The 25,879-nt window shown below is 76.0% G+C and carries 15 protein-coding genes; 8 read left to right on the top strand and 7 right to left on the bottom strand.

Features of this window, described 5'->3' with window-relative positions:
• Positions 1-246: 246 nt before the first annotated feature.
• The gene (locus SCA03_RS27810) at positions 247-2,049 is read right to left on the bottom strand and encodes a serine/threonine-protein kinase (RefSeq protein ID WP_141275724.1); all 1,803 of its coding nucleotides are present in this window, start codon (positions 2,047-2,049) and stop codon (positions 247-249) included.
• A gap of 560 nt (positions 2,050-2,609) precedes the next feature.
• Here SCA03_RS27810 and SCA03_RS27805 point away from each other — a divergent pair.
• From SCA03_RS27805 to SCA03_RS27785, 4 genes are all read left to right on the top strand, one after another.
• A complete protein-coding gene (locus SCA03_RS27805; protein WP_230988952.1) occupies positions 2,610-7,214 on the top strand; it encodes an FHA domain-containing protein in 4,605 nt (1,534 codons plus the stop codon).
• A 332-nt stretch (positions 7,215-7,546) separates the two neighbouring features.
• The gene (locus SCA03_RS27795; protein WP_030889293.1) at positions 7,547-8,905 is read left to right on the top strand and encodes an ABC transporter substrate-binding protein; all 1,359 of its coding nucleotides are present in this window, start codon (positions 7,547-7,549) and stop codon (positions 8,903-8,905) included.
• A gap of 257 nt (positions 8,906-9,162) precedes the next feature.
• Positions 9,163-10,530: a carbohydrate ABC transporter permease gene (locus tag SCA03_RS27790; protein WP_086817943.1), complete on the top strand. Its 1,368-nt coding sequence runs from the start codon at positions 9,163-9,165 to the stop codon at positions 10,528-10,530.
• Positions 10,527-11,471 carry a carbohydrate ABC transporter permease gene (locus SCA03_RS27785; RefSeq protein WP_086817944.1) on the top strand — a complete coding sequence of 315 codons (945 nt, stop codon included), beginning with the start codon at positions 10,527-10,529 and terminating at the stop codon, positions 11,469-11,471. Before SCA03_RS27790 ends, SCA03_RS27785 begins: the two co-directional genes overlap by 4 nt.
• Here SCA03_RS27785 and SCA03_RS27780 read toward each other — a convergent pair.
• From SCA03_RS27780 to SCA03_RS37060, 3 genes are read right to left on the bottom strand one after another with little or no spacing between them, the layout of a single operon-like run.
• Positions 11,464-11,946 (bottom strand): GtrA family protein, encoded by a 483-nt coding sequence (locus tag SCA03_RS27780; RefSeq protein WP_086817945.1) that lies wholly within the window; start codon positions 11,944-11,946, stop codon positions 11,464-11,466. The genes SCA03_RS27785 and SCA03_RS27780 overlap by 8 nt on opposite strands.
• A gap of 44 nt (positions 11,947-11,990) precedes the next feature.
• Positions 11,991-12,968, bottom strand: a complete 978-nt coding sequence (locus tag SCA03_RS27775; RefSeq protein ID WP_371863995.1) for a decaprenyl-phosphate phosphoribosyltransferase — start codon at positions 12,966-12,968, stop codon at positions 11,991-11,993.
• A complete protein-coding gene (locus tag SCA03_RS37060; protein ID WP_308698363.1) occupies positions 12,965-14,023 on the bottom strand; it encodes a phosphatase PAP2 family protein in 1,059 nt (352 codons plus the stop codon). The genes SCA03_RS27775 and SCA03_RS37060 overlap by 4 nt, the downstream gene beginning before the upstream one ends.
• A gap of 141 nt (positions 14,024-14,164) precedes the next feature.
• Between SCA03_RS37060 and dprE1 the strand changes: the two genes are divergently transcribed.
• The 4 genes from dprE1 to SCA03_RS27750 all read left to right on the top strand — a co-directional run bounded on the left by dprE1 (position 14,165) and on the right by SCA03_RS27750 (position 21,572).
• Positions 14,165-15,622 carry a decaprenylphosphoryl-beta-D-ribose oxidase gene (gene dprE1 / locus SCA03_RS27765; RefSeq protein WP_141275723.1) on the top strand — a complete coding sequence of 486 codons (1,458 nt, stop codon included), beginning with the start codon at positions 14,165-14,167 and terminating at the stop codon, positions 15,620-15,622.
• Between the two features lie 48 nt (positions 15,623-15,670).
• Positions 15,671-16,444 carry a decaprenylphospho-beta-D-erythro-pentofuranosid-2-ulose 2-reductase gene (gene dprE2, locus SCA03_RS27760; protein ID WP_030889273.1) on the top strand — a complete coding sequence of 258 codons (774 nt, stop codon included), beginning with the start codon at positions 15,671-15,673 and terminating at the stop codon, positions 16,442-16,444.
• 95 nt (positions 16,445-16,539) lie between these two features.
• Positions 16,540-18,891: a bifunctional glycosyltransferase/CDP-glycerol:glycerophosphate glycerophosphotransferase gene (locus SCA03_RS27755; RefSeq protein WP_141275722.1), complete on the top strand. Its 2,352-nt coding sequence runs from the start codon at positions 16,540-16,542 to the stop codon at positions 18,889-18,891.
• Between the two features lie 86 nt (positions 18,892-18,977).
• The gene (locus tag SCA03_RS27750) at positions 18,978-21,572 is read left to right on the top strand and encodes a bifunctional glycosyltransferase/CDP-glycerol:glycerophosphate glycerophosphotransferase (protein ID WP_141275721.1); all 2,595 of its coding nucleotides are present in this window, start codon (positions 18,978-18,980) and stop codon (positions 21,570-21,572) included.
• A gap of 35 nt (positions 21,573-21,607) precedes the next feature.
• Here the strand turns inward: SCA03_RS27750 and SCA03_RS27745 are convergent, their stop codons facing one another.
• The 3 genes from SCA03_RS27745 to SCA03_RS27735 are packed head-to-tail and all read right to left on the bottom strand — an operon-like array spanning position 21,608 to position 25,789.
• The gene (locus SCA03_RS27745) at positions 21,608-22,777 is read right to left on the bottom strand and encodes a glycosyltransferase family 2 protein (RefSeq protein ID WP_051857148.1); all 1,170 of its coding nucleotides are present in this window, start codon (positions 22,775-22,777) and stop codon (positions 21,608-21,610) included.
• On the bottom strand, positions 22,774-24,024 hold the full coding sequence (locus SCA03_RS27740) for a nucleotide sugar dehydrogenase (RefSeq protein ID WP_230988956.1): 1,251 nt from the start codon (positions 24,022-24,024) through the stop codon (positions 22,774-22,776). Before SCA03_RS27740 ends, SCA03_RS27745 begins: the two co-directional genes overlap by 4 nt.
• Positions 23,927-25,789 (bottom strand): glycosyltransferase family 4 protein, encoded by a 1,863-nt coding sequence (locus SCA03_RS27735; RefSeq protein WP_371863994.1) that lies wholly within the window; start codon positions 25,787-25,789, stop codon positions 23,927-23,929. Before SCA03_RS27735 ends, SCA03_RS27740 begins: the two co-directional genes overlap by 98 nt.
• Positions 25,790-25,879 lie beyond the last annotated feature (90 nt).

The raw sequence follows: 25,879 nt of genomic DNA, 5'->3' as shown, positions 1-25,879 counted from the left end.
GGGAAGAACCTGGGGGATTCTCACCGCCCGCGGTCACGCCGAACCGTGCCGACAAAGCTACGCGGCGACACACGCGCAGTGCGCCCGGGATGCGACGAAGCGTCACTTCTGTAGGGGAAATCCCTCGGAACAAGTCGACAAATCACCGTGCCGACCACCGGGGACGGGCGCACGAGCGCCCGGAGAGCGACGCGGCGGAGGCGCCGGGGACACCGGGAAGCCCGGCGGCCCGGCCCCCGCCGCGGCTCAGTTGCCGAGCTTTCCGATCAGGTCCCCGATCTTGCCGACGAGATCCGTCGCGGAGTCCCAGAAGCTCTTGCCCTGCGCCCACCACTCGGGCACCGGCGTGAAGTTCCACACCAGCACACAGATCACGACCAGGATCAGGATCATGAACAGGCAGCCCTTGAGGCAGCCGAGACCCGGGATCCGCATCGGGTTGGCGCTGCGCCGGCGCGGCTCACGCGGCTCACGCGGCTCCCGTCGCGGCGGGGGCTCCCGGCGGGGCGGCTCCCGGCGCGGCGGAGGCTGCGGCTCGTACTGCTGCGGGGGCGGCGGCTGCATCGGCGGGCGCTGCGGCTGCTGCCCGTACGGAGCGCCGGGGCCACCGGGAGCGCCGTACTGCTGCTGCCCGTACGGGGGCTGCTGCGGCGGGGGCGGGCCCGGGCGGCGCTGGGGGCGGCGGCGCAGCGGATCGAGGGACGGGTCCATGGGCTGGACCTGCGTCTGCTCGTTGCGGTCCCGGGCGGCCTGCATCTGGCCCTCCCAGGGGTGCGGGCCCTCGGGCTGCTGCTGCCCGCCCTGCGGCGGCCCGCCCGGCATCGGCGGCATGACCTGCGTCGGATCGGCGTTCCCGCCGGGACCCTGACCGCCCTGGCCTCCCTGGCCGCCCTGGCCGCCTTGACCGCCCTGGGTGCCGGTGGTCGGCAGCACGTTCGTCTCGGCGGACGGGTCGTACCCGGCAGCGGCCGCGCCCGCGGCGGCACCGGCGGCGGCGCCCGCGGCACCGGCGGCGGCCGCACCCGCGGCGCCCCGGTGCGGCAGCACCTGGGTGGGATCTGCATTCCCGGCGTGCCCGGCGTTCCCGGCGTTCCCCGCTGCCTGGCCGTCCGCGCCGGTGCCGGGCACCGGTGCGGGCGTCGGGTCCGGCGCGAGGAGCGCGGCGACGCCCATCGCGGCGCTCGCCGCCTCCGGGCTCGCCCCCGCGCCGATGCCGTTCGCGACGGTGCGCAGCGCACGGGCGAGGTTGACGGCGCTGGGCCGCTCCTCCGGCTGCTTGCGCAGACAGCGCTCGATGACCGTCCACAGCGGCTCGGGAAGGCCGCCGGGGCGCTCCGGCTCCTGGGCGAGGTGCTGGTGCAGCACGGCGAGCGCGCTGTCACCGCTGAACGGCGGGCGCCCGGTGACCAGTTCGTACAGCATGATCCCCGCGCCGTAGATGTCCACGGCGGAGGTCTGCGGCCTGCCCTCGGCGGATTCCGGGGCGACATAGGCGGGGGTGCCGACGAACTCCTGGGTGCGGGTGAGGCCCGGGGAGTCGGCGAGGCGCGCGATGCCGAAGTCGGTCAGCATCGGCCGCATGCCGTTCTCGTCCTCGGTGAGCAGGACGTTCGCGGGCTTCAGATCGCGGTGGACGACGCCGTCCGCGTGGCTGGCCGCGAGCGCGTCGGCGACCTGCGCGGTGACCAGAGCGGCCGCGACCGGCGTGAACGGGCCGTTCTCGCGCAGATAGCGGTGCAGATCCGGGCCGTCGATCAGATCCATGACCAGCGCGAGCAGATCGCCCTCGACGACCAGATCGCGGGTCCTGACGATGTTGTGGTGGGTCAGCCGCAGCAGGACCGAGCGCTCCCGCAGGAAACGCATCACCACGTCGGCGTCGTTCGCCAGCTCCTCCTTGAGGACCTTGATGGCGACGGTCTCGCCCGGCTGCCCGGCCACGGCCGCCTCGGCGCCCGCCGTCTCCCGCTGGCGGGCACGCCAGACGGTGCCCGTGGCGCCGCGTCCGAGCGGCTCTTCGAGCAGGTACTTGCTGCCTACCGGCCGCACGTCATGCGCTCCCTGGTCTCGTACTGCAATCCCGCCCACAATAGTGCCGCGCCGCGGCGGCCCGCCCCGGCCGAGGATGCTGCTGAGGCAGGCGGGAACCGGGCGGCTCCGGGGAAGACGCGGTGCGCCTCCCGATGGTTGCGGCACCGGCCGTCCGTACGGAGCCGAGCTTCCCGGAGCGGACAGGAAATGATCAATCCCCGAGTGCCATCTGATACTTGTCCGAATCCTTCTGCCCCCGCGCGCTCACTCCATGACTCGTTGCGGAGAATTCCCGTGCGGTGACGGACGGTCCGGGTGCGCTCACGGAGAGCGGGGCAGGAGGGACGGGTGGCGCCGGTGGTGTGTGACGGGCCCCGGGGACTCAAGATCATTAGGGTGGTCGTCCGGCGGGCGCGTGACCGACAGCGGTGTCGACGCGGTCGGTGACTGTCGGCCGCGGGTGCGAGTATGCATCCTGCATCAGCACAGCAGCAGTGGACGAGTGAGCGTGCCGAGGCGAGCGCGCGGCGGGTGGGCGGCCCGCCGGGCACGGGGCACGGACGGGACTGGAGGGGCCGATGCAGATCCGGCTGACTGTCGCTCTGCCGCCGCGCGGCGGCCGGGGCGCCGGCGACGCGAGAGATGCCGCGGGCCCGCATCCACCCCGGCACAGCGCCGGACCGCCGCCGCCCACCTCGGCGAACGTCCTGGTCACGGCCCCCGCCGGCACGGTGCTCGCGGCGGTGACCGGCGCCCTCGCCTCCTCGGCAGCCGCAGCCCTCGCCGCGGGCCCGGCCCCGTCCACCGGGTCCCCCGGGTCCTCCGGGGCCGCCGGATCCACGGCGTCCACGGCCGCCACCGCCGCGTCCCCCGCCTCGCCCCCTTCCCCCGCTCCCGCCTCCGGACCGCACGAGGGCCGGGGCCCGCAGTCCGGTGCCGGCCGCGCCCCGGGGGCCGCCGGCGGTGAAGGCCAGCAGGAGCCCGTCGTCGTCTACGCGGGCACCCGGCGGCTGGATCCGCACCGCCAGATCATCGGCGAACCCCCGCTGCTGGACGGCGCCGTGATCTCGCTGCACGCGCCCGTCACCCCGGCCGCGCTGCCGGCGCACGGCGCCGCGGTCTCCGCCTACGGCTCGGCCAAGGCACGGCTGCACGTGGTCGCCGGGCCGGACGCGGGCGGCATCCATCTGCTCCAGGGCGGCAAGGTCCTGCTCGGCCGCTCCGCCGACGCCGACGTCCCGCTGGACGACCCGGACGTCTCACGGCTGCACTGCTCGGTCACCGTCACCGACGGCGGGACGGTCACCGTCGCCGACATCGGCTCGACGAACGGAACGGCGCTCGACGGCGCACCCGTCGGCACCCAGCCCGTCCTCTTCCGGCCCGGCTCGACGCTGCGGATCGGCGAGAGCGCCGTCCGCCTGGAGGCCACCGGCGCACCCGCGCCGGACGCCCACGGCGCGCCCGCCGTTCCCGCGCCCCCGCCGCTGGCGCTGCCGACGGAGCCCGACGGCGAGGGCCGGCTGCGGGTCCGCCGCACGGCGCAGGAGGCGGCGCGCCCGGCCGGGGAGCAGGGCACGCGCGGCGTGCCCCCGGTCCCGCCGGACGCGGCAGCGGCGCCGCCCGGTCACCCGGCGCAGGACGCCGGCGGGCACGCGTACGCGCCCGCAGGACCGTTCCCCGGCGCCGACGGGACGCACGGCGCGGGCGTCGCACCCCAGGCACCCCAGGCATCCCAGGCACCGCCGCCCCGGCTGCCCGGCGGGCCCGGCACCGACCGGCGCCGGGCGCGCGGGCTGAGCGCCTGGGCACGCCGGTTCACCGGAGCGCGCGGCGAGGAGGAGTCCGCCGCGTACGAGCAGGGCTCCGCCGCGGCGCCGGAGGGCCCGTACGCGGCGGGCCGCGCCGCGGGCGGCGTCGACGGCGCGGCACACGACGCGGCGGCCGAGCACACCCCGGGCGCACCGCAGCCGGGCCCCGGCCGGCCCGGCGCCGTGCCGCATCCGGCGCCCTACGGCCCCGGCGGGTACGGCCCCGGCGAGCGCACGGCGCGCGGAACCGGCGAGGCCGCCGCCCGGTGGCCGGACCCGGCGGCCGTCCTGCTGACGGCGCTGGGGCCGGGGCCCCGGCTGTGGGAGCGGGACGCCGCGCACCCGGACGCGCTGACGGTGCGGCTCGGCAGCGCGCACCGCGCCGACGGGCACGGCGAGCCCGTGACGGTCGATCTGCGGCAGGCGGGCGCACTGGGACTGGCGGGGCCGCGGGCCCGGCTGGCGGGGCTGGCCCGTTCCGTGGTGGCGCAGCTGGCGGCGCTGCACGGGCCGAGCAGCCTGGAGATCGTGCTGCTGGCGGCCGACCGGTCGCGGACCCCGCAGGCGCACGCCGAGGAGTGGTCCTGGCTGGGCTGGCTGCCCCATCTGCGCCCGGCGCACGGGCAGGACTGCACGCTGCTGACGGCGCACGACCGCGACCAGGCGGCGGCGCGGACCGCCGAGCTGCTCCGGCGGCTGGAGGCCCGCGAGACGGCGCCGAACCCGGCCGCGGCCGAGCCGGACCACCACGTCCTGGTCGTCGTCGACGGCGACCCGGGCTCCGCCGGGCTGCGGGAGAACGTGACGCGGCTGGCACGGGAGGGCGCGGCGGCCGGTGTCCATGTGCTGTGTCTCGCCGAGACGCCGGCGGCCAGCCCGGCCTCGCCCGTGGCGGCCACCGTCGAGGCGGCGAACGCCACCTGCCCGGCCTTCGCCGAGTGCGGCGCGCTGGCGCTGCTGAGCGGGGACGTGGCGACGGCGGTCCGGGTGCTGTACCGGGCCCCGCACACCCCGCACGGCCCGGCGTCGGCGGCGCCGCCGCAGGTCCCGGCGCCCGGCGCCGAGAGCGGCACGGCGGGCTGGAACGCGGCCGAGGAGCGGACGGTGTTCGGCTCCGGCACGGCCGACTTCACGGCGCCCACCGGGCCGGTGGCCGCGGTGGACGCGGTGTCCGCCGCGTGGGCCGAGCGGTTCGCCCGCTCGCTGGCGCCGCTGCGCGAGCCGGAGGAGGAGGGCACGCGCGCCGGGACGCGGCCCGCGGTGACGCTGCCGCGCGGCTGCCGTCTGCTCGACGAGCTGGGGCTGGCGCGGGCCACCCCGGCGGCACTCCTGGCCCGCTGGTCGGAGCGGAACGGCCCGGCCGGGCGGGTACCGCTGGTGCTGGGCGCCGGGCCGCACGGCCCGCTGGAGGCGGATCTGGCGGACGTGAGCGGCGGGACCGGCGGGACCGGTGGGGCCGGTGGGGCCGGTGGGGCCGGTGTCCCGCCGGTCACGGGCTCCGGGGCGGACGCGGGGCCCGGCGCGGGAGCGTCGTCCGGGACGCCGGGGCACGCGCTGGTCAGCGGCGGTCCCGGCACGGGCAAGACGGAGCTGCTGCGTGCGCTGACGGCCTCGCTCGCGGCGGGGGAACGGCCGGACCGGCTGGCGCTCGTCCTCGTGGACGGCGGCGGCCCCGAGGCCGGGGACGGGCTGCGGGCGTGCACCGAACTCCCGCACGTCACCGGCCACTTGACCGCCGGTGACCCGGTGCGGATGCGGGAGTTCGCGCAGGCACTCAGCGCCGAGCTGAAGCGGCGCGCCGAGCTGATCGGCGATCAGAGCGACTACGAGGAGTACATGGGCCTCGCGGCCCGGCCCGGCGGCCGGGTGGTGGCCCAGCGCCGCCCCGCCGAGCGCCCGGCGCACGCCGTGGTGGCGGCGGAGGCCGCCCAGGAGCGGGCCGAGGCGCGGGTGCAGGAGCGGGCCGACGGCGGCGGGCAGGCGCGGCAGGGCGCGGCGCACGCCGAGGAGCGGGGCGGGCTGGACACCCTGCCGCCGCAGGCACCGCGCGAGCCGGCGGACGGGCCGGCGCGTGTGCCCGGGACGGGGCAGGAGCCCACCGCCGGGGTGCCCGCGTCCGCACCGGACCCGACGCCCGGGCAGGGCGCCGACTCCGGCACCGGCAGCGGCGCAGGCGCCGGAGACGGCTCGGGCTCCGGCTCCGTGCGGGGCACCGGCAGCGGCTCGGCTCCCGGGCGGGAGCCCGCGCCGGGCTCCGTCCCCGGCTCAACCCCCGGACGGGAGACGGCGCGAGGCCCCGCCGGCGGCCCCGGCCGGGAATCCACGCAGGGCTCCGCCCCCGGCTCCGCCCCCGGCTCCGGCTCCGGCTCCGGCTCCGGCTCCGGCTCGGGCCACGGGTCCGGGCGGGGTTCCGGTTCCAGGCGGGAATCCGCGCCGGGCTCCGTCCCCGGTTCCGGGGCCGAGGAGTGGCGTGGGCCCGGTGTGCAGGGGCAGCGGGGCTCCGGGGCGGAGGGGGCGCGTGTCCCCGCCGGGCGGGAGCAGGGCGGTTCCGGTGCGCCGGAAGCGCGTCCGGCCGGGGCGCCGGAGCAGCGCGTCGGGTCGCACGGCGCGGCTCCGGGCGGCCGGGGTGTGCCCGGCGCGGAGGGCGCGGCCGGGCGTGCGCCGAAGCAGCCGGGAGCGGGCGCCGGGCGGGGCGGGCCGGGCGAGGGCGCGGCCGGTGGGCAGGCGGGCCCCCGCGAGTGGGGGGAGCAGGCCGAACCGGATGTCACCCGCCGCACGCTGCGGCTGCGCCGGCGCGACGGAGAGGAGCGGGGCGGTACGGACGGGCGTGCGCTGAGCGCGTTCGCGCTGCCGGGCGGGGACGAGGACGCGCTGCCCCGGCTGGCCGTCGTCGTCGACGACTTCGACACGCTCGTCGCCCCCGCGCTCGGCAACCCGGGCCGTCCGGCGGCCGGTTCGGTCGTCCGGGCGCTGGAGGCGGTGGCCCGCTCCGGGGCGCGGCTCGGGGTGCATCTGATCGCCGCGACGGGCCGGGCCGAGCGCACCGAGGCCACGGCGGTCGCCCAAGGGGCCGCGCTGCACGCCCGGTTGACGGGCACGACGGACGACGGGCAGGAGCAGGTGCCGGGCCGGGGCGCCCTCACCGTCGCGGGATCGGCCGTGCCGCCGGTGCCGTTCCAGGCGGGGCGGGTCACCGGGCGGATCCCGCGGACGGCGACGCTGCGTCCGACCGTCGTCCCGCTGGACTGGTCGCGTGCCGGGGATCCGCCGGCGCGGCGGCCGGTGCGGGAGCTGGGCAACGGGCCCACGGATCTGGCGCTGCTGGCGAGCGCCGTGGCCCGTGCGGCACAGCAGGTGTCCCGTTCCTCGTAGGGCGGCACGGGGTGCGCCGTACCGCTCCGGCACGTCGGCCCCCTGCCGCCCCAACTCCCCGCGCTGCCCCGGGAGTTCGCGGGTGAGGCCGTCGCCGGGCCGGGTCCGGGTCACGGACTGATCAAGATCTCGGCGGGCGGCGACACGGTGTTGCCAGGACCACACGCGCGGGCGTACAAACTTCCGCACAGACGGTGAGGGCGCGCTGTCGCTCCGCTGTCCGTTCCGCGCCGCCTTCCGCGGTGCGGGGGTCCGGGGCCGGGCGCCCCGGAGGTCCGCGGGCCTGGTGGGCACCGCGGGCCGCGCGGGGTTCTTCGGGGGAAGGAGACGGCGTGTCCACGCGTACGGCGCGCGCTGCGCGCAGGGCTCTCGCGCTCGCTGCCACGTTCGCGCTCACCCTCGCCGCCTCGGGCTGCGCGGCCGAGGACGAGGGCAGCGCCTGGGCGAAGGCGCACGAGCCGACCGTCGAACTGCCGCGGCTGCACGGCCAGAAGCTCCAGGTGGCGGCCGTGTGGACGGGCAACGAGCAGCAGAACTTCCGCAAGGTGCTGGACGAGTTCGAGCGGCGCACGGGCGCGAAGGTGGAGTTCGTGCCCACCGGGGACAACGTCGCCACCTATGTCGGCTCGAAGATCGAGGGCGGCGCCCCGCCGGACATCGTGATGATGCCGCAGGTGGGTGTGTTGCGGCAGTTCGCACAGCGCGGCCGGCTCAAGCCGCTGGGCGAGCAGGCGCTGGCGGAGACGAAGAAGAACTTCAGCAAGGGATGGCGCGATCTCGGCTCGTACGAGGGCACGCCGTACTGCATCTACTACAAGGCCGCGAACAAGTCGCTGATCTGGTACAACACCACGGCCTTCGAGGACGCCGGGGTCGGCGAGGCGAAGACCTGGAAGGACTTCCTGCGCGACGCGCGGACGCTCTCCGACTCCGGGGTGGACCCGGTCTCGATCGGCGGCGGCGACGGCTGGGTGCTCACCGACTGGTTCGAGAACATCTATCTGTCCCAGGCCGGGCCCGAGAAGTACGACCAGCTGGCGGAGCACCGCATCAAGTGGACGGATCCCTCGGTCGCCCGCGCGCTGCGCACCTTCGGCCAACTGCTGCGCGAGAAGCACCTGTTGACGGGCGGCAATCAGGGCGCGCTCCAGACGGACTTCCCCAAGTCGGTCACGCAGGTGTTCGGTGACATCGCCGCGCCGGAGGGCGGCCTGGTGTTCGGCGCGGACTTCGCCGGTATCAACATCGAGGGCGACACCAAGGCCCGGATCGGCGAGGACGCACAGGTCTATCCGTTCCCGGAGGTCGACGGGCCGCGGCCGGTCGTCACGGCGGGCGACGCGGCCTGTCTGCTCAAGCAGAACAAGGGGGCGCAGGCGCTGGCCACCTATCTCGCCTCGCCCGACGCGGCCGGTATCTGGGCGGCCGAGGGCGGCTTCGTCACACCGAACAAGTCGCTGGAGCTGTCCGCCTATCCGAACCAGCCGCAGCGCGAGATCGCCAAGGCCCTGGTGGGCGCGGGCGACGACTTCCGCTTCGACATGTCGGACCAGGCCCCGGCGGCGTTCGGAGGCACCAAGGGCCAGGGCGAGTGGAAGGCGTTGCAGGACTTCCTGCGGAAGCCGTCGGACGTCGAGGGCGCCCAGCGCGCGCTGGAGGCCGCCGCGTCCAAGGCGTACGAGAAGCAGTGAGGACGAGGGGCGGGGGCGCCCGCCGGGCGTGGTGACGCCCCCGGCCCTCGGCACCGGCGCCGGCCGCGGCCGGTGCGGGCGCCGCCGACGGCCCGGGGCCCGCTCGCCGGACAGCTCCCGGTACGGGCACGGGACGGAACACCGGACGGGCCCCGGAACGGGTCCACGGACGGACCCGCGGACGGGCCCGGGATCGGACCCGGGAACGGCCGGGACCGGATCCACCGAGCAGGATCGAGGCAGGGGAGACCAGCGTCATGGCGACGACAGCGACGGTCCCGCACGCGGCGGGCGGTGGCCCGGATCCGACGGCACGGCCGCCGAAGGCCGGGCGCACCGGCGTGCTGCGCCGCCGGCCCTGGCTGGCGGCCGTCTTCCTGCTGCCGGCGCTGGTGCTGCTCGGCGCGCTCGTCGTCTACCCCATCGGCTACTCGGTGTACCGCAGCCTCATGGACGCGGACGGCTCGGGGTTCGCCGGGCTGGACAACTTCCGGGCGATCTTCACCGACGACGAGACACTGACGGCCTTCCGCAACAACCTGGTGTGGGTGGTGCTGGCCCCGGCGCTGTGCACCGCGCTGGGGCTGATCTTCGCGGTGCTGACCGAACGGGTGCGCTGGGGAACGGCGTTCAAGATGCTGGTCTTCATGCCGATGGCCGTCTCCATGCTGGCCTCCGGCATCATCTTCCGGCTCGTCTACGAGCAGGACCCGGACCGCGGCATCGCCAACGCGGCCTGGACGACGGTGCACGACACCTTCGCCGAGACCTCGCCCTGGCCCGACGCCCGGCCCCGGCAGGACGCCCCGCTGCGCTCCTCGGGCCACGGCGACTGGACGACGCGGGACATCGCGCGGGCCGGTGACCCGGTGGCGCTGCCGCTGGTCGGCATCCCGCCGAAGCAGGCCGCCGGGGAGCAGCCCGCGGCACGGCCGGCACCGGGCGGGAACGGCGAGGTCACCGGCGTCGTCTGGCTGGACTTCGTCAAGGGCGGGCGCAGCGAGCACGGCGTCGTCGACCAGCGGGAGAAGGCGCTCAGCGGCGTCACGGTGGAGGCGGTGAAGGACGGCCGGAAGGTCGCGAGCACCACGACGCGCGCCGACGGCACGTTCACGCTGCCGGCCGCGGCCGACGGTGCCCGGCTGCGGCTGCCCGCCACGAACTTCGCCGCGCCCTACAACGGCGTCGACTGGCTCGGTCCGGCACTGGTGACGCCCGCCATCATCGGCTCTTACGTGTGGATGTGGGCCGGCTTCGCGATGGTGCTGATCGCGGCGGGGCTGGCCGGGGTGCCGCGCGAACTGCTGGAGCAGGCCCGGGTGGACGGCGCGAGCGAGTGGAAGGTGTTCCGCCGGATCACCGTTCCGCTGCTGGCGCCGGTGCTCGGGGTCGTCGTCGTCACGCTGATGATCAACGTGCTGAAGATCTTCGATCTCGTCTACATCATCGCGCCGGGCGCGACCCAGAAGGACGCCAACGTCCTGGCGCTCCAGCTGTATCTGAAGTCCTTCGGCGGCAGCGCCGACCAGGGCGTGGGCAGCGCGATCGCCGTCGTGCTGCTGCTGCTCGTGGTGCCGGTGATGGTCGTCAACATCCGCCGTCTGCGGAGGGAGTCGCGCCGATGACCACGGCGACCGCACCGGGCGGTGCCCCGGAGAAGCCCGCGCCCGCGGCGCCCGGGCCGGCCGCGCCGTCGCTCGCCTCCCGGATCGCCGGGCTCACCGGGCACTGGGCGGTGCGGCTGGCGCTCGTCGTCATCGGGCTGGTGTGGCTGCTGCCGACGGCGGGGCTGCTCAGCTCCTCGCTGCGCGACCCGGCGGACATCTCCGTCTCCGGCTGGTGGAAGATCTTCGACCTGAACGGCAGCTTCCCCTGGATCATCGACCGCTCCCAGCTGACCTGGTCCAACTACGAAGCGCTGTTCGCCAACGAGCAGGTGATGGACTCCCTGCTGACCACCGTGCTGATCACGGTGCCGGCGACCGCGCTCGTCGTCATCGTCGGTGCGCTGGCCGGATACGCGTTCGCGTGGATGGAGTTCCCCGGCCGCGACTGGTGGTTCCTGGGGGTCGTGGGGCTGCTGGTGGTGCCGGTGCAGGTGGCGCTGATCCCCGTCGCCAAGCTGTTCGGCGCGCTGGGGATCTTCGAGACGACGACGGGTGTGGTGCTCTTCCACACCGCCTTCGGGCTGCCGTTCGCCATCTTCCTGCTGCGCAACTTCTTCGCCGAGATCCCGCGGGAACTGCTGGAGGCCGCCCGGCTCGACGGGGCGGGCGAGCTGCGGCTGTTCACCCGCGTCATCCTGCCGCTGGGCGGCCCGGCCATCGCCTCGCTGGGCATCTTCCAGTTCCTGTGGGTGTGGAACGACATGCTCGTCGCGCTGATCTTCGCCGACTCGACGAACCCGCCGATCACGGTGGCGCTCCAGCAGCAGGTGCGGCAGTTCGGCAACAACATCGACGTCCTGGCGCCCGGCGCGTTCGTCTCGATGCTGGTGCCGCTGGCCGTCTTCTTCGCCTTCCAGCGGCAGTTCGTCTCCGGTGTGATGGCGGGAGCCGTCAAGTAGCCCCGGGCGCACGGGCGTTCGCCTCCGCGCCGTCGCCGGCCGGCGCGCGGGCGGCCCCGCCCCCGCGCCCGACCCGGAAGACGAACGTCCGGGTCCCCCAGAAGCGCAGGGCCGTCGCCAGGGCCATCCCCACCCCGGCGCCCGCGACGAGATCGGCCCGCGCCGAGGTCAGCCCCAGCCCGTGCCGGGAGATCCCGAGGCAGGCCAACTGCACGGCCGCGCCCGCGAGATTGACCAGCACGAAGACGACGACCCGGCGCAGTCGCCCGCCCGCCGCCCGCCCGCGCATCCGGTACGGGCCGCACGCGTTGCCGGTGTACGCGACGGCGCAGCCCGCGACGAACGACAGCGCCTTGGCGGCCATCGGGTCGAGCGGCCCGCGCAGCCACAGGAACAGCCCGACGTCGGTGAGGTAGGCGCAGAGCCCGACGACGGCGAAGCCGCCCAGCTCGGCGCCGAACTCCCGGGCGCGCACGCCCGGCGTCCCGCGCCCGCGCGTCCGGGCACGCGCCCGCGGGCTCACAACCCCGCGACCGACAGCCCGTACAGCAGCCCCCAGCACAGGGCGGTCACCGCGAGCGGCCGGTCCTTGAGCACGACGTCCTCCGGCGCCCCGGCCGCACCCCGGTCGGCGAACACGGCGTAGCGCAGCACCGCGAGGATCAGCGGCACCATCGACAGCTGCCGGCACAGCGAGGCGGCGTCCCCGGCCCGCCCCTCCAGCGCCCACAGGCAGTAGGTCAGCACGGCCACCCCGGCGGCCAACTGCCACACGAAGCGCAGATAGCCGACGGTGTACTCGCGCAGCAGCGTGCGGGTCCCGCCCTCGCCCTCGCCCATCAGCAGGGCCTCGGAGTACCGCTTGGCGGCCACCATGAACAGCGCGCCGAACCCGGCCGTCAGCAGGAACCAGCGCGAGAGCGGAATGCCCAGCGCCAGCCCGCCGCACATCGCCCGCATCACGAACCCGGCGGTCACCACGGCGAGGTCGACGACGAGCACCCGCTTGAGCAGTACGCAGTAGGCGATCTGCACGAGGACGTAGCCGCCGATCAGCGCGGCCGTCGCGGCGTTGCACAGCCACGCGGCGCCGGCGACGGCGGCCGGCGCGAGCAGCCCGCCCACGGCGTAGGCGACGGGCACCGGCACGGTACCGGCGGCCACCGGACGGCGGCACTTGTGCGGGTGCGCCCGGTCGGCGGGGGCGTCCCGGGCGTCGTTGAGCAGATAGACGGCCGCGGCGGCGGCCGTGAACAGCACGAAGACCAGGGCGAGTTGGAGCACCGTACGGCCGGAGCCGAGCTGCCCGGCGGCGGCCGGCGCGGCGACGACCAGCAGGTTCTTGATCCACTGCCGGGGGCGCGCGGTCAGCAGCAGCCCACCGGCCAGACTCCCGGCGAAGCCCGCCGGCCGCTCCGGACAGGCCGGCACCAACTGGCGTACGGCCGCCGCCTCCTCCCCGGCCGACTGCCCCGCCAACGTGACCCGCTCGCTCACCGCCACCTCCCGTCGACGGCCGCCGCGTCCCCGACCGCCGGGCCGGGAGGCAGCGGGCCGGAGGGCGCCGGACGGGAAGCCGCCGGATGAAGGCCCCCCGGACGGGAGACCGCCGGGCGGAAGGCCGCGGGCGCGCGGGCCGGTACGGACGCCGCTCCGTCGGCGGTGGCTGGGGCGTCGGCGGTGGCCGTGGCGTCGGCGGCCCGGGCGCCGGAGGCTCCGACGGCGGCGGCCCCGGCGTCGGCGGTCCCGACATCGGGGGTCCCGACGCCAGCGGTCCCGACATCGGTGGACCCGGCATCAGCAGTCCTGGCACCGGCGCTCCCGACGTCGGCCGTCCCGACCTCGGTAGTCCGAGCGCCGGTGGGCCCGACCTCGGCGGCCACGGCGCCGGCGATCCCAACGGCAGCGGGCCCAGCGTCGGCAGTCCTGGCACCGGCAGTACCGGCGGCAGCGACCCCGACACCAGCAGACCCGGCATCAGCGGCCCCGACGCCCACAGTTCCGACGGCAGCCGCCCCGGCGTCGGCGGTCCCGGCCGGGAGCAACCGGTTGCCCAGGTGGGCCGTCAACGCGCCGAGCGCCGCGCCGGCGAGGACGTCCGAGGGGTAGTGGACGCCCGCGACCAGACGGGAGACGCAGACGAGTGCGGCGAGTGCGGGCAGTGCGGTGGCGGGGGCGCCGGGGCGTACCCGGGCGAGTGCGACGGCGGCGGCGCCGGCCGAGGCGGCGTGGGCGCTGGGGAACGAGTACCGGCCCGCGGTGTGCACCAGGGGCGGGCGGCCGGGCAGGCCGGGCCGGGGCCGGCGTACGACCCGCTTGAGCCCCATCCCCGCCAGATGTGCCGCGGCCACCTGCCCGGTGCCGCGCAGCCACCCGGCCCGCCGGTCGCGGTCGGCGAGCGCCGCCGCGCCCCCGGCCAGCAGCCAGACGGCGGCGTGCTCACCGCTCCAGGACAGGGCCCGCGCGGCACCGGCCACCCGGGGTTCCCGCGCACAGTCCCCCAGCGCGGCCAGCAGCCGCCCTTCCCACCGTCGCATCGCTGTCGCTGCCACACGACGACTGTCCCGGCCGTCCCGCGACCGCCCGTCGACCATACGATCCGACACTCGGCCTTTCACCCTTTCAGCGACATTCAGGGTGTGGCCGTACAGAGCGCGCAACGCAGGGCGATACCCGGCGATACGGTCACGCTCATGTCCGTTTCGCACCAGCAGAGCCCCCGCGGCCCGGCCCGCACCGCGCCGCTGCCGGAGCCCCAACGCCCCAGCGAACAGGCCGGGTTGAGCGAGCCCGAACGGGGCCGCACCCGGCTGCTGACCGGGTGGGGCCGCACCGCGCCCACCGGTGCCCGTGTCCACCGCCCCCGCACCGTCGAGGAGGCCGTCGCCGCCGTCGACGCCGTACGGGAGCGGGGAGCGCGCGGCAGCATCCCGCGCGGGCTGGGCCGCGCCTACGGGGACGCGGCGCAGAACGCGGGCGGCACCGTGCTGGACGCCACCGGGCTGGACCGGATCCGGGCCATCGATCTGGAGGCGTCCACCGTGACCTGCGAGGCGGGCGTCAGCCTGCACCGGCTGATGGAGGTGCTGCTGCCGCTGGGCCGCTTCGTGCCGGTCACCCCCGGGACCCGGTACGTGACGGTCGGCGGCGCGGTCGGCGCGGACATCCACGGCAAGAACCACCATGTCTCCGGCTCCTTCAGCCGGCACGTGGTCTCCCTGGAGCTGCTCACCGCCGACGGCCGCGTCCGCACCCTCGCCCCGGGCGACCCGCTGTTCGACGCGACGGCCGGCGGCATGGGCCTCACCGGCCTGGTGCTGAGCGTCACGCTGCGGCTCCTGCCGGTGGAGACCTCCTGGATGACCGTCGACACCGAACGCCTGCCCGACCTGGACACCCTGCTGTCGCGGATGACCGAGAGCGACCACCGCTACCGCTACTCCGTCGCCTGGATCGATCTGCTGGCCCGCGGCCCGGCCGCCGGCCGCGCCGTGCTCACCCGCGGCGACCACGCCCCGCCCGCCGCCCTCCCCCGGCACGCCCGCCGCGCCCCCCTCGCCTTCCGGCCGCCCCGGCTGCCGCCCGCGCCCCGCGGACTGCCGAGCGGACTGCTGCGCACCAGCACCGTCGGCGCCTTCAACCGGCTCTGGTACCACAAGGCCCCGCGCAGCCGGACGGGCGAGCCGCAGCGCCTCGCGTCGTTCTTCCACCCGCTCGACGGGGTCGGACACTGGAACCGGATCTACGGCAGCGCCGGCTTCGTCCAGTGGCAGTGCGTCGTCGGACACGAGCACGACGACGCGCTGCGCCGTATCGTGCAGCGCATCTCCCGCCGCTCGTGCCCCTCGTTCCTCGCCGTGCTCAAGCGCTTCGGCGCGGCCGACCCCGGCTGGCTCTCCTTCCCCCGCCCCGGCTGGACCCTGGCCCTGGACCTGCCCGCCGGGCTGCCCGGGCTCGGCGCCTTCCTCGACACGCTCGACGAGGAGGTCGCCGCCGTCCAGGGTCGCCTCTACCTCGCCAAGGACGCCCGGATGCGGCCGGAGCTGCTGCCCGTCATGTACCCGGAGCTGGAGCGGTTCCGGGCCCTGCGCGCCGAGCTGGACCCGCACGGGGTCTTCACCTCCGACCTCGCCCGCCGCCTGGGCATCTAGCCCCGACCGGAATCGATCCGGAAACCCCGCACACCACAGGAGTCACCCATGAAGGACGCCTTCGGCACCCCGCAGTCCCTGCTCGTCCTCGGCGGCACCTCCGAGATCGCGCTCGCCACCGTCCGCCGCCTGCTCACCCGCCGCACCCGCACGGTCTGGCTGGCCGGCCGGCCCTCGCCGCGGCTGGACGAGGCCGCCGAGCAGCTGCGCGCCCGGGCCGCCGAGCAGGGCGCCGAGGCACGCGTGCACACCGTCCCGTTCGACGCGCTCGCCCCGGACGACCACGAGGAGGTGCTGGGCAAGGTCTTCGCCGAGGGCGACATCGATCTGGTGCTGCTGGCCTTCGGCGTCCTGGGCGACCAGCAGCGGGACGAGGCGGACCCGCGCGCCGCCGAACGGCTCGCCCGGACGAACTACGCGGGGGCCGTCTCCAGCTCTCTTGTGTGCGCCCGCGCGCTGCGCACCCAGGGGCACGGCTCCCTGGTGGTGCTCTCCTCGGTGGCGGCCGAGCGCCCCCGCCGGGCCAACTTCCTGTACGGGTCCAGCAAGGCGGGCCTGGACGCGTTCGCGCACGGGCTCGGCGACGCGCTGCACGGCACCGGCGTCCATGTGCTGGTGGTCCGGCCGGGCTTCGTCGCGACGCGGATGACCGAGGGGATGGAGCCGGCGCCGTTCGCCACCACGCCGGAGGCGGTGGCGGAAGCCGTCGCGCACGGGGTGCGGCGCCGGGCGCGGACGGTGTGGGTGCCGGGCGTGCTGCGTCCGGTGATGAGCGTGCTGCGGCACCTGCCGCACGCCGTCTTCCGCCGTCTGCCCGGCTGACGCGGGGCGGGGACCGTGTAGCCACGGGACGTTTGTGGGATATGTAGGACAAATCGCACTAACTGTCCGTTGTCACGACGACCCGTGGAACTGCCGTGCCTCGTTTCAGTGTGATCGTCCCCGTCCACCGGGTGCAGGCGTATCTGCACGAGTGCCTGGACTCCGTGCTGGCCCAGTCCTTCACCGACTTCGAAGTGATCGCCGTCGACGACCACTCCCCCGACGCCAGCGGCGCGATCCTGGACGCCTACGCGGCAGCCGACCCGCGGATCACCGTCGTGCACCTGGAGCGGAACATCGGCCTGGGCCCGGCACGCAACACCGGAACGGCCCGGGCGCGCGGCGACTACCTGCTCTTCCTCGACAGCGACGACACCCTCGTACCGGGCGCGCTGCGGGCGATCGCCGAACGGCTGGAGCACACCGGCGACCCGGACCTCCTGCTCTTCGGCCACGCCCGCACCTACTGGGACGGCCGCGTCGTACGGGACGAGTACCACGGGCTGCTCGCCCCCGGCTCCGGGCCCGAGGTGTGCACGCTGGCCGAACGGCCCGAACTGCTGCGCGCCTCCGCGTTCCCGTGGAACAAGACCTACCGCCGCGACTTCGTGCGCCGCGAACGGCTCACCTTCCCGCCCGGCTGGTACGAGGACACCCCCTGGACGTTCCCCGCGCTGATGACGGCCAGGTCGCTGGCCACGCTCGACCGGGTGTGCGTGCACTACCGCCAGCGCCGGGCCGGCAGCATCCTGTCGACGACCAGCCGCCGGCACTTCGACGTCTTCGCCCAGTACGACCGGCTCTTCGGCTTCCTCGACGCACGGCCGGAGCTGGAGCGCTGGCGCGGCGCGCTCTACGGCCGGATGGCCGACCACTTCGCCGTCATCCACGCCAGCGCCGTCCGACTGCCGCCCACCGCCCGCGCCGTCTTCTTCCGCCGGGCCCGCGCCCACTGCCGCCGCTACCGCACCCCGGCGGGCGCCCTGACCCCGCGTGCCTCGGCGCGGCTGCGGCTGCGCCGGGCGCTCGTCCGGCTCGGCGCGCACCGGGTCTTCCGCGCCTTCGCCCGGGCCGGCGCCGTCCACCGGCCGCTCCTGGTGCGGCTGCGCACCGCGCGCCGTCGGGCCCGCACGGCCGTGCTGCGGCTCCACCACGGGCTCCAGCGGCTGCGGCCGCTCGACGCCCGGCTCGCCGTCTTCTCCGCGTACTGGAACCGCGGCTACTCCTGCAACCCGGCCGCGATCGAGGCGAAGGTGCGCGAACTCGCCCCGCACATCCGGACGGTGTGGGTCTGCCCGGAGCGGTACGCGCACACGCTGCCGCCCGGGGTGCGCCGGCTGGAGCCCGGCTCGGCCGGGCACTGGGGCGCGCTGGCCCGGGCCCGGTTCCTGGTGAGCAACGTCAATCTGCCGCACGGCCACCGCAAACGGCCCGGCCAGACCCTGCTCCAGACCCACCACGGCACACCCCTCAAGCACATGGGCCTCGACCTGCGTACCTACCCGGCGGGCGCCGACGGGATGGACTTCCGGCGGCTGCTGGAGCACACCGACCGCTGGGATCTGAGCCTGTCCGCCAATCCGCACTCCACCCTGGTCTGGGAGCGCGCCTACCCCTCCCCGTACACCACGCTGGAGTTCGGCTATCCGCGCAACGACGTCTTCCAGCACGCCACGGCGGCCGACGTGCTGCGCATCCGCGCCGCGCTGGGCGTCCCCGAGACGGCGACGGCCGTGCTGTACGCGCCCACCCACCGCGACTACCGGCGCGGCTGGCTGCCCGACCTCGACCTCGCCCGGCTCGCCCGCGACCTCGGGCCCGGCTTCGTCCTGCTGGTGCGGCCGCACTACTTCCACGCCGACCCGGCCGGGCCCGCCACCGGGTCCCCGCCCGCCGAGGAGCTGCCCGAGGGCCTGCTGGACGTCTCCGCGCACCCGTCCGTCGAGGAACTGTGCCTGGCCGCCGACGTCCTGGTCACGGACTACTCCTCCCTGATGTTCGACTACGCCAACCTGGACCGGCCGCTCGTGCTGCACGTGCCCGACTGGGAGGCGTACCGGGCCGCGCGCGGCACCTACTTCGACATCACGGCGGCCCCGCCCGGGCCCGTGGTGCGCACCACCGACGAGCTCACCGAGCTGCTCGCCTCCGGCGCACACGCCGCCCCGCACACCCGGGAGCTGCGGGCCGCCTTCCGGGAGCGGTTCTGCCCCTGGGACGACGGCCACGCGGCAGAACGCGTGGTGCGCCATGTCTTCCTCGGCGAACCCGTCTCCGCGCTGCCCACGCCCGTACCGCCCACGGAACGGCACCCGGCGCCCGCCGCCTGCCCGGCGCACCGGCACGGAGCGACGGCGCAGCCGCCCGCCGAGGAGAGCGCGGGCACCCGGCAGCCGCCGCCCGCCGAGCCGCAGCCCCCGTCCGCGGCCCCGGTGCCCACGAGCTGACACCCGCCCCCGGCCACCCGGCGAAAGCCCCGCCCCCACCGGCGAAAGCCCCAGCCCCGACCAGCCCCGACCGGAGGAACGTGGTCATGCCCCGCTTCAGCGTCGTCGTCCCGGTGTACGAGGTGCAGGGCTATCTGCGGGCCTGCCTCGACTCGGTGCTCGGGCAGTCGTTCACCGATCTGGAGGTCGTCGCCGTCGACGACCGCTCGCCCGACCACAGCGGCCGCATCCTCGACGAGTACGCCCGGCGCGACCCCCGGGTGAAGGTGCTCCACCTGCCGCGGAACGTCGGGCTGGGCCGGGCGCGGAACGCCGGGGTCGAACAGGCGCGCGGCGACTATCTGCTGTTCCTCGACAGCGACGACACCTATCTGCCCGGCGCGCTCGCCGCCGTCGACCGGCGGCTGACCGCCTGCGGCGACCCGGAGCTGCTGGTCTTCGACCACCAGCGCTCCTACTGGACGGGCCGGACCGAGCCCAGTTCCTTCGCCGCCCAGCTCGCCGCCACCGGGACGGCCACCAGTACCGTCGCCGAACGGCCCGAGCTGCTCACCCTCTTCCACGTCGCCTGGAACAAGGCGTACCGGCGGGACTTCTACCAGCGCGAGGGGCTCCGCTTCGCGCCGGGCCTGTACGAGGACGCGCCGGTCTCGCACGCGGCGATGGTCACCGCCCGCTCCATCGGCTGCCTCTCCCGGATCTGCGTCGACTACCGGCAGCGCCACCGGGGCGCCATCACTTCCACCCCGGGCCGCCGGCACTTCGACATCTTCGGGCAGTACGCCTCGCTGTTCGCCTTCCTCGACGGCCGCCCCGACCTCGACCGGTACCGGCCGCTGCTGTTCGAACGGATGGTGGCGCACCTGCTGTTCTGCGTCCGCCGCCGCGACCGCGTCCGCCTCGCCGACCGGCCCGCCTTCTTCCGCGAGGCCGCCCGCCTCTACCGCGCCCACCTGCCGCCCGGCTACCGCCCCGCGCCGCGCGCCGCCCGGGACACAGCCCTGCTCGCCCGGCACGCCTACCCGCTGTTCGCGGCCCGCGAGGCGGTCCGCCGCACCGCCGGAGCGCTGCGCCGCGCCCAGGGCCCCGCCCGCGCGAAGCTCGCGGCGCCGGTGCACCGCGCCTACTACGCCTGGCAGCGCCGGCTCCCGCTGGACCGTGACCTGGCCGTCTACTCCGCCTACTGGAACCGTGGCGTGGCCTGCAACCCGGCCGCCATCGAGGCCACGGCGCGCGAACTGGCCCCGCACCTCCACCCGGTGTGGATCGTGCGCCGCGCGGCCGTGCCGACGCTGCCGCCCGGCACCGACCACGTGGTGCCCCGCACCCTGCGCTACTGGAAGGTGCTCGCCCGCGCCACCTGGTTCGTCAACAACGTCAACTTCCCCGACCACCTGGTGCGCCGCCCCGGCCAACGCCACCTGATGACCCACCACGGCACGCCGCTGAAGACCATGGGCCTCGACCAGCTGCCCCACCCGGCGGCGGCCAACGGCACGGACTTCGCCCGCATGCTGGAGCGGGCCGGACGCTGGGACTACAGCCTCACCTCCAACCCGCACTCGGCCGAGGTGTGGCACCGCGCCTTTCCCTGCTCCTACGAGGACCTCCCCTACGGCTATCCGCGCAACGACCGCTACACCACGGCCACCGCGGCCGACGTCGTCTCCGCCCGGGAACGCCTCGGCCTGCCGCCCGGCCGCATCGCGCTGCTGTACGCGCCGACCCTGCGCGACTACCGCACCGACTACGTCCCCGACCTCGATCTGGAGGAGCTGGCGGAACAGCTCGGCGAGCGCTTCGTCCTGCTGGTGCGCACGCACTACTTCTACGGACGCCGGCGCCATCTGCGGGAGCTGCACGCACGGGGCGTCATCCGGGACGTCTCCCGGCACCCCTCGATCGAGGAGCTGTGCCTGGCGGCGGACGCGCTCGTCACCGACTACTCGTCCCTGATGTTCGACTTCGCCTGCCTGGATCGCCCCCTCGTCGTCCACGCACCCGACTGGGACGCCTACCGCGCCGCCCGCGGCGTCTGCTTCGATCTGCTCTCCGGCCGGCCCGGCGACACCCCGGGCCCCGTCACCCGCACCACGGAGCAGCTGGCCGCGGTCTTCCGCACCGGGGCGTGGCACGGCGCCGAGTCCGCCGCGCTGCGCGCCGCCTTCCGGGAGCGGTTCTGCCCCTGGGACGACGGCCACGCGGCCGAACGCGTCGTACGCCGCGTCTTCCTCGGCGAGGACCCGGCCGCGCTCCCGCCCGTCGTACCGCTCGCGGAACGCCGCCCGGCCCCGTCCCCGGCGGCGGCCTTCGCCCGTACGGCCGCCCGTACGACGGCCACGGACCACCCGGCCGACCTCCGGGACGACCGCCCGGACGACCTCCCGGGTGCCGTCCCCCACGAACTCCCGGACGCCGTCTCGCGCGAACTCCCGCACGAGGACGCGTCACCGGCCACCGGACCGGAGCAGGAGACCGCGGACGGCCCCGCGGCCGTCACCCCGGACGGCACCGCGGCCGTCACCCCGGACGGCACCGCGACCGTCACCGCGGACGGCACCGCAGCCGGAACCGCGGACGGCGCCACGGACGGCCCTCCCGCAGGCACGGCGGCGGGCGGCGCCGACGGTGACGGCCCGCAGCCGGCGACGCCCGCGTCCGCGCCCGAGCCGCTCAACTGACGCCCGTCAGCCGCCTGTTCGGCGCAGGGCCCGGTTCACCGACGCCGCAGCCGTCCCGCCCACGGGTCCTCCCCGCCGGCCGGCAGCCCCCGCCCGACCGGCGCCAGCAGCCAGCGCACCAGCGCCGAGCGGCCGGGCTCGCGTTCCGGGCGGCCGCCGGGGCGGTCGGCCGGGTGGGCGCACAGCGCCTCCACCTCGCCGCGCCAGGCCAGCTCCAGGACGCGCCTGCGGTGCTCGTCCAGCTCCTCCAGCACCCCGTCGCCGTGCGCCCCGATCAGCCGGGCCGCGCCCGCGCACACCCGCTCGCGCACCTGGGGGGAGAGCCGGGCGAAGTCGGGCCCGAACAGCTGGTACAGCTCGACGTGGAAGTGCCGCCGGTGGAAGCCGTCCCGCAGCGGCCCGGGCTCCAGCAGCCGGCACACCGAGTCGAACAGCCGCTCCGCGCAGGCGAGTCGGGTCTCCGGGCAGGCCCGGAAGGTGATGTTGCCGGAGTCCTTCCGGCGCACCGCGTAGTACAGCTCCTGTTCGGCCAGCACGGAGATCCGCCGGGCCCGCACACACGCCTCCAGGACGAACGGCTGGTCGCTGAAGGCCGGCATCGTCTCGTCGTAGCGGATGCGGTGCTCCTCGATCAGGGAGCGCCGGAACAGCTTGGTGTTCGACAGCGCCCACGGCAGCCCGTCGCCCAGCAGCCGGATGGCGGGCGCGCTGGCGCGGAACACCCCCTCGGGAACGGTCCGTTCACCGACGGCGGCCATCTTGCACAGCAGCACGTCCGACTCCCAGGCGTCCGCCCGCTCCACCATCCGCTCCAGCGCCTGGGGTGCGAGATGGTCGTCGGCGCCGAGGAAGAAGACGTACCGCCCGCGGGCCAGTGCCAGGCCCCGGTTGCTGGGCGCCGCGGGGCCGCCGGAGTTGGGCTGGCGCACCACGGTGAACAGATACGGGTAGCGGGTGGCGAACCGGGCGATCTCCTTGCTGCCGCCGTCGGTCGAGCCGTCGTCGACGACGAGGACCTCCATCCGCCGGTGCCCGATGGTCTGGGCGACCAGCGACTCCAGACAGCGCGTCAGATACGGCATCGTGTTGTAGACGGCGACGACGACGCTCACATCGGGCACCCGCGCCCCGCCGTGCGCCCCGCGCGCGCCCGCGGGGGAGCTGGCGCCCGCCGCCTGCGCGGACCTCGGCCTCGATCCGCTCATCGCCTGCCCGCCCCGTCCCCGATGACGATGCGCCGCACCCCGGCCCACAGCGCCGGATCGGTCACCCGCCGCCCGTCGACCAGGACCCGCACCCCGGGCAGCCGGTCGGCGCCCAGCCGCCGGTACTCCTCGTGGTCGGACTGGACGACGGCCGCCGTCACCGGCTGCCCGGCGTGCGGCGGCAGCCCCAGGTCCGCCAGCTCGCGGGCCGTGTACAGCGGATCGGAGACCCACACCCGGGCGCCCCGCTCCCGCAGCGCCCGGACGGTGGGGAACACCCCGGAGAACGCCGTCTCCTTCACCCCACCCCGGTAGGCCGCGCCCAGCACCAGCACATCGGCGCCGGCCAGTTCGCCGTACGCCTCGGCCAGCAGGTCCACGGCGTGCTCGGGCATTCCGGCGTTGGTCTCCCGCGCGGCGCGGACGACGGCCGCCTCCGGGTCGTTCCACAGGTACATCCGCGGATAGACGGGGATGCAGTGGCCGCCGACGGCGATGCCCGGCCGGTGGATGTGGCTGTAGGGCTGGGTGTTGCAGGCGTCGATGACGGCGTCGACATCGATGCCGGCGCGGTCGGCGAACCGTGCGAACTGGTTGGCCAGCGCGATGTTGACGTCCCGGTACGTGGTCTCCGCCAGCTTCGCCAGCTCGGCGGCCTCGGCCGAGCCCAGGTCCCACACCCCGTTGGGCCGCGGCAGATCGTCCCGCTCGTCGAAGTCCAGTACGGACTCGTAGAAGCGCACCCCGTCCTTCGCGGACGCCGGGCCGACGCCGCCCACCAGCTTCGGGTAGCGGCGCAGATCGGCGAAGACCCGGCCGGTGAACACCCGCTCCGGGCTGAAGACGAGGGAGAAGTCCCGCTCGGCCGCCAGCCCGGAGCCCTCCTCCAGCATCGGCGCCCACCGCTCCCGGGTCGTGCCGACCGGCAGCGTCGTCTCGTAGCTGACCAGCGTGCCCGGCCGCAGCCCCGCCGCGACCGAGCGGGTGGCGGCGTCCATCCAGCCGAAGTCCGGCTCCCCCCGCTCGTCGACGAAGAGCGGAACGACGAGCACCACGGCGTCCGCCTGCCCGACGGCCGCCGTGGTGTCCGTGGTGGCCGTCAGCCGCCCGGCGGCTACCGCCTCCGACAGCTTTCCGGCCAGCCCCTCCTCACCGGGGAAGGGCTCCACCCCGTCGTTCACGCAGGCGACCACGCCCGCGTCCACGTCGGCCCCGGTCACCCGGTGCCCCTTCGCCGCGAACTGCACGGCCAGCGGCAGCCCGATCTTCCCGAGCGCCACGACACAGATCCGCATACCCCTCGTCTCCTTCTTCCCGGTGGTCCCCGTCCGTTGCCGTGCGCAGCAGCCGGCCGTAGAGCCGGTCGAGCTCGCGGGCCTGTGCCTCCCAGGTCCACCGCTCCAGCAGCCCCGGCCTGTCGTACGCCGCGCGGTAGCGGCCGGGGTGGGCGAGCACCGCGCGGACGGCACGCACGTAGTCGGCCGTGTCCTGTGCCCGGAAGACCTCGCCCTGCCCGGTCTCCCGCGTGGTGGCCGCCATCGTCCGCACGTCGCTGACGACCAGCGGGAGCCGGGCGTGCGCGTACTCGAAGAACTTGGTGATCAGGGCGATCTCGTGGTTGGTCCAGTGGTGGATCGGGATGGCGCCCGCGTCGGCCTCCGACAGGAACGGCACCACCTGGTCGTAGGGCACGTACGGCAGCACGTGCAGCCGCTCGGCCACCCCCAGCCGCTCCGCGCGCTCCCGCAGCCCGCGCACATACGGCGCCGTCGGGGAGCCGACCACCAGCGCCGTGTGCACGCCCGGCAGCTGCGGCAGCGCCTCGACCATCGTGTCCAGCCCGCGCTGCGGCGCCGCCGAACCGCTGTAGACGACCAGCGGGACGTCCGGCCCCACCCCGCACAGCGCCCGCAGCCCGGGCGCCTGCGCCCCGGACGTCTCCGCGGCGCCCGGGGTCTCCTCCGCCCCGGCCGCGTCCTGCGCCCCGGGGGCCTGGGGAACACCGGTCCCGGGCCCGGCGGCCGGACGGTCCCGGGTCAGCTGTGCCTCGGGCGCGTTGAGCACGACCGTCGGCTCCTCGGCCAGGCCGTGCGTCTCGCGCAGCAGCCGCGCCAGCCCCGCCGAGACCGTCACCGTGGCGTCCGCGTACGGCACGTACTCGCGCTCGTGCGCCATGTGCGCGGGCAGCCAGCGCACATCGTTCCGCCACGGCCGCACCCCCGGCAGGAACTCGTGCGCGTCCCACACCAGCGCGACCTCGCGGCCCGCGGCGCGGGCCCGCACCTTCGCGCGGGCGCCGACGCCCAGCATGCGGAAGTCGTTGGCGTGGATGAGATCCGGCCGCAGCTCGTCCAGCACATGGCCGTACGCCAGCTCGAAGTCGTACAGATTCGGCCACAGCATCCGCCAGCTGCGGTCGCCCAGCAGCCGCTGCCAGAGCGCCACGGCCGCCCGGTCCCGCAGCGTGCCGGCGGCGCGGGCCGCCACCGCCGCGTCCAACTGCCGTCTGCGCAGGCCCACCCAGCCGGAAGCGGCCTTCGCCACCGCGCGCGGCACGGTCAGCCGCGCGCTCCCCCACCACCGCACCGCCCGCGCCCCGCGAACACCCCCCGCGCCCCCGGCCGCCACCTCGGCACGCCGGGTGCGCAGCTCGTCCCGCCACGCCTTCACCCGCTGTGCCCGGTACCGCGCCGTCGGGCCGGGGCGGTAGGCCAACGGCCGGGTCAGCAGCGGGCGTCGGGCCGTGCGCGGTGGATGCGCCAGCGGTGTCGGCACGGGCAGCAGCCGCACCGTCGCGCCGCCGAGGTGCCAGGAGCGGGGGCGGCCGTCCGGCGAGCAGCCCAGCAGGGTGACGTCCCAGCCGGCCGCCGCCGCCGAACGCGCCGTCTTCTGGACCCGGGAATCCGCGCTCACGCCGTTGCACACGAGCATGACCACGCGGCCGCGGTGGGGTCTGTCGTCCGAGGCGGAATCCGCTGCCGGTCCGGGCGTCGATTCACGGTCGAATCCCATGGGCCACCCCTTTCCGTCGCCCCCGCACGAGACTATCCGCGCATTACCGGACCGGCATGGGCTCTCACGGGTATTCACCCGCGCAGCGTT

The sequence above is a fragment of the Streptomyces cacaoi genome, from assembly GCF_006539165.1.
GTDB classification, from domain to species: Bacteria; Actinomycetota; Actinomycetes; order Streptomycetales; family Streptomycetaceae; genus Streptomyces; species Streptomyces cacaoi.
The sequence above is the reverse complement of the archived record's forward strand: the minus strand, read 5'-3'. Positions and strand labels throughout refer to the sequence as shown.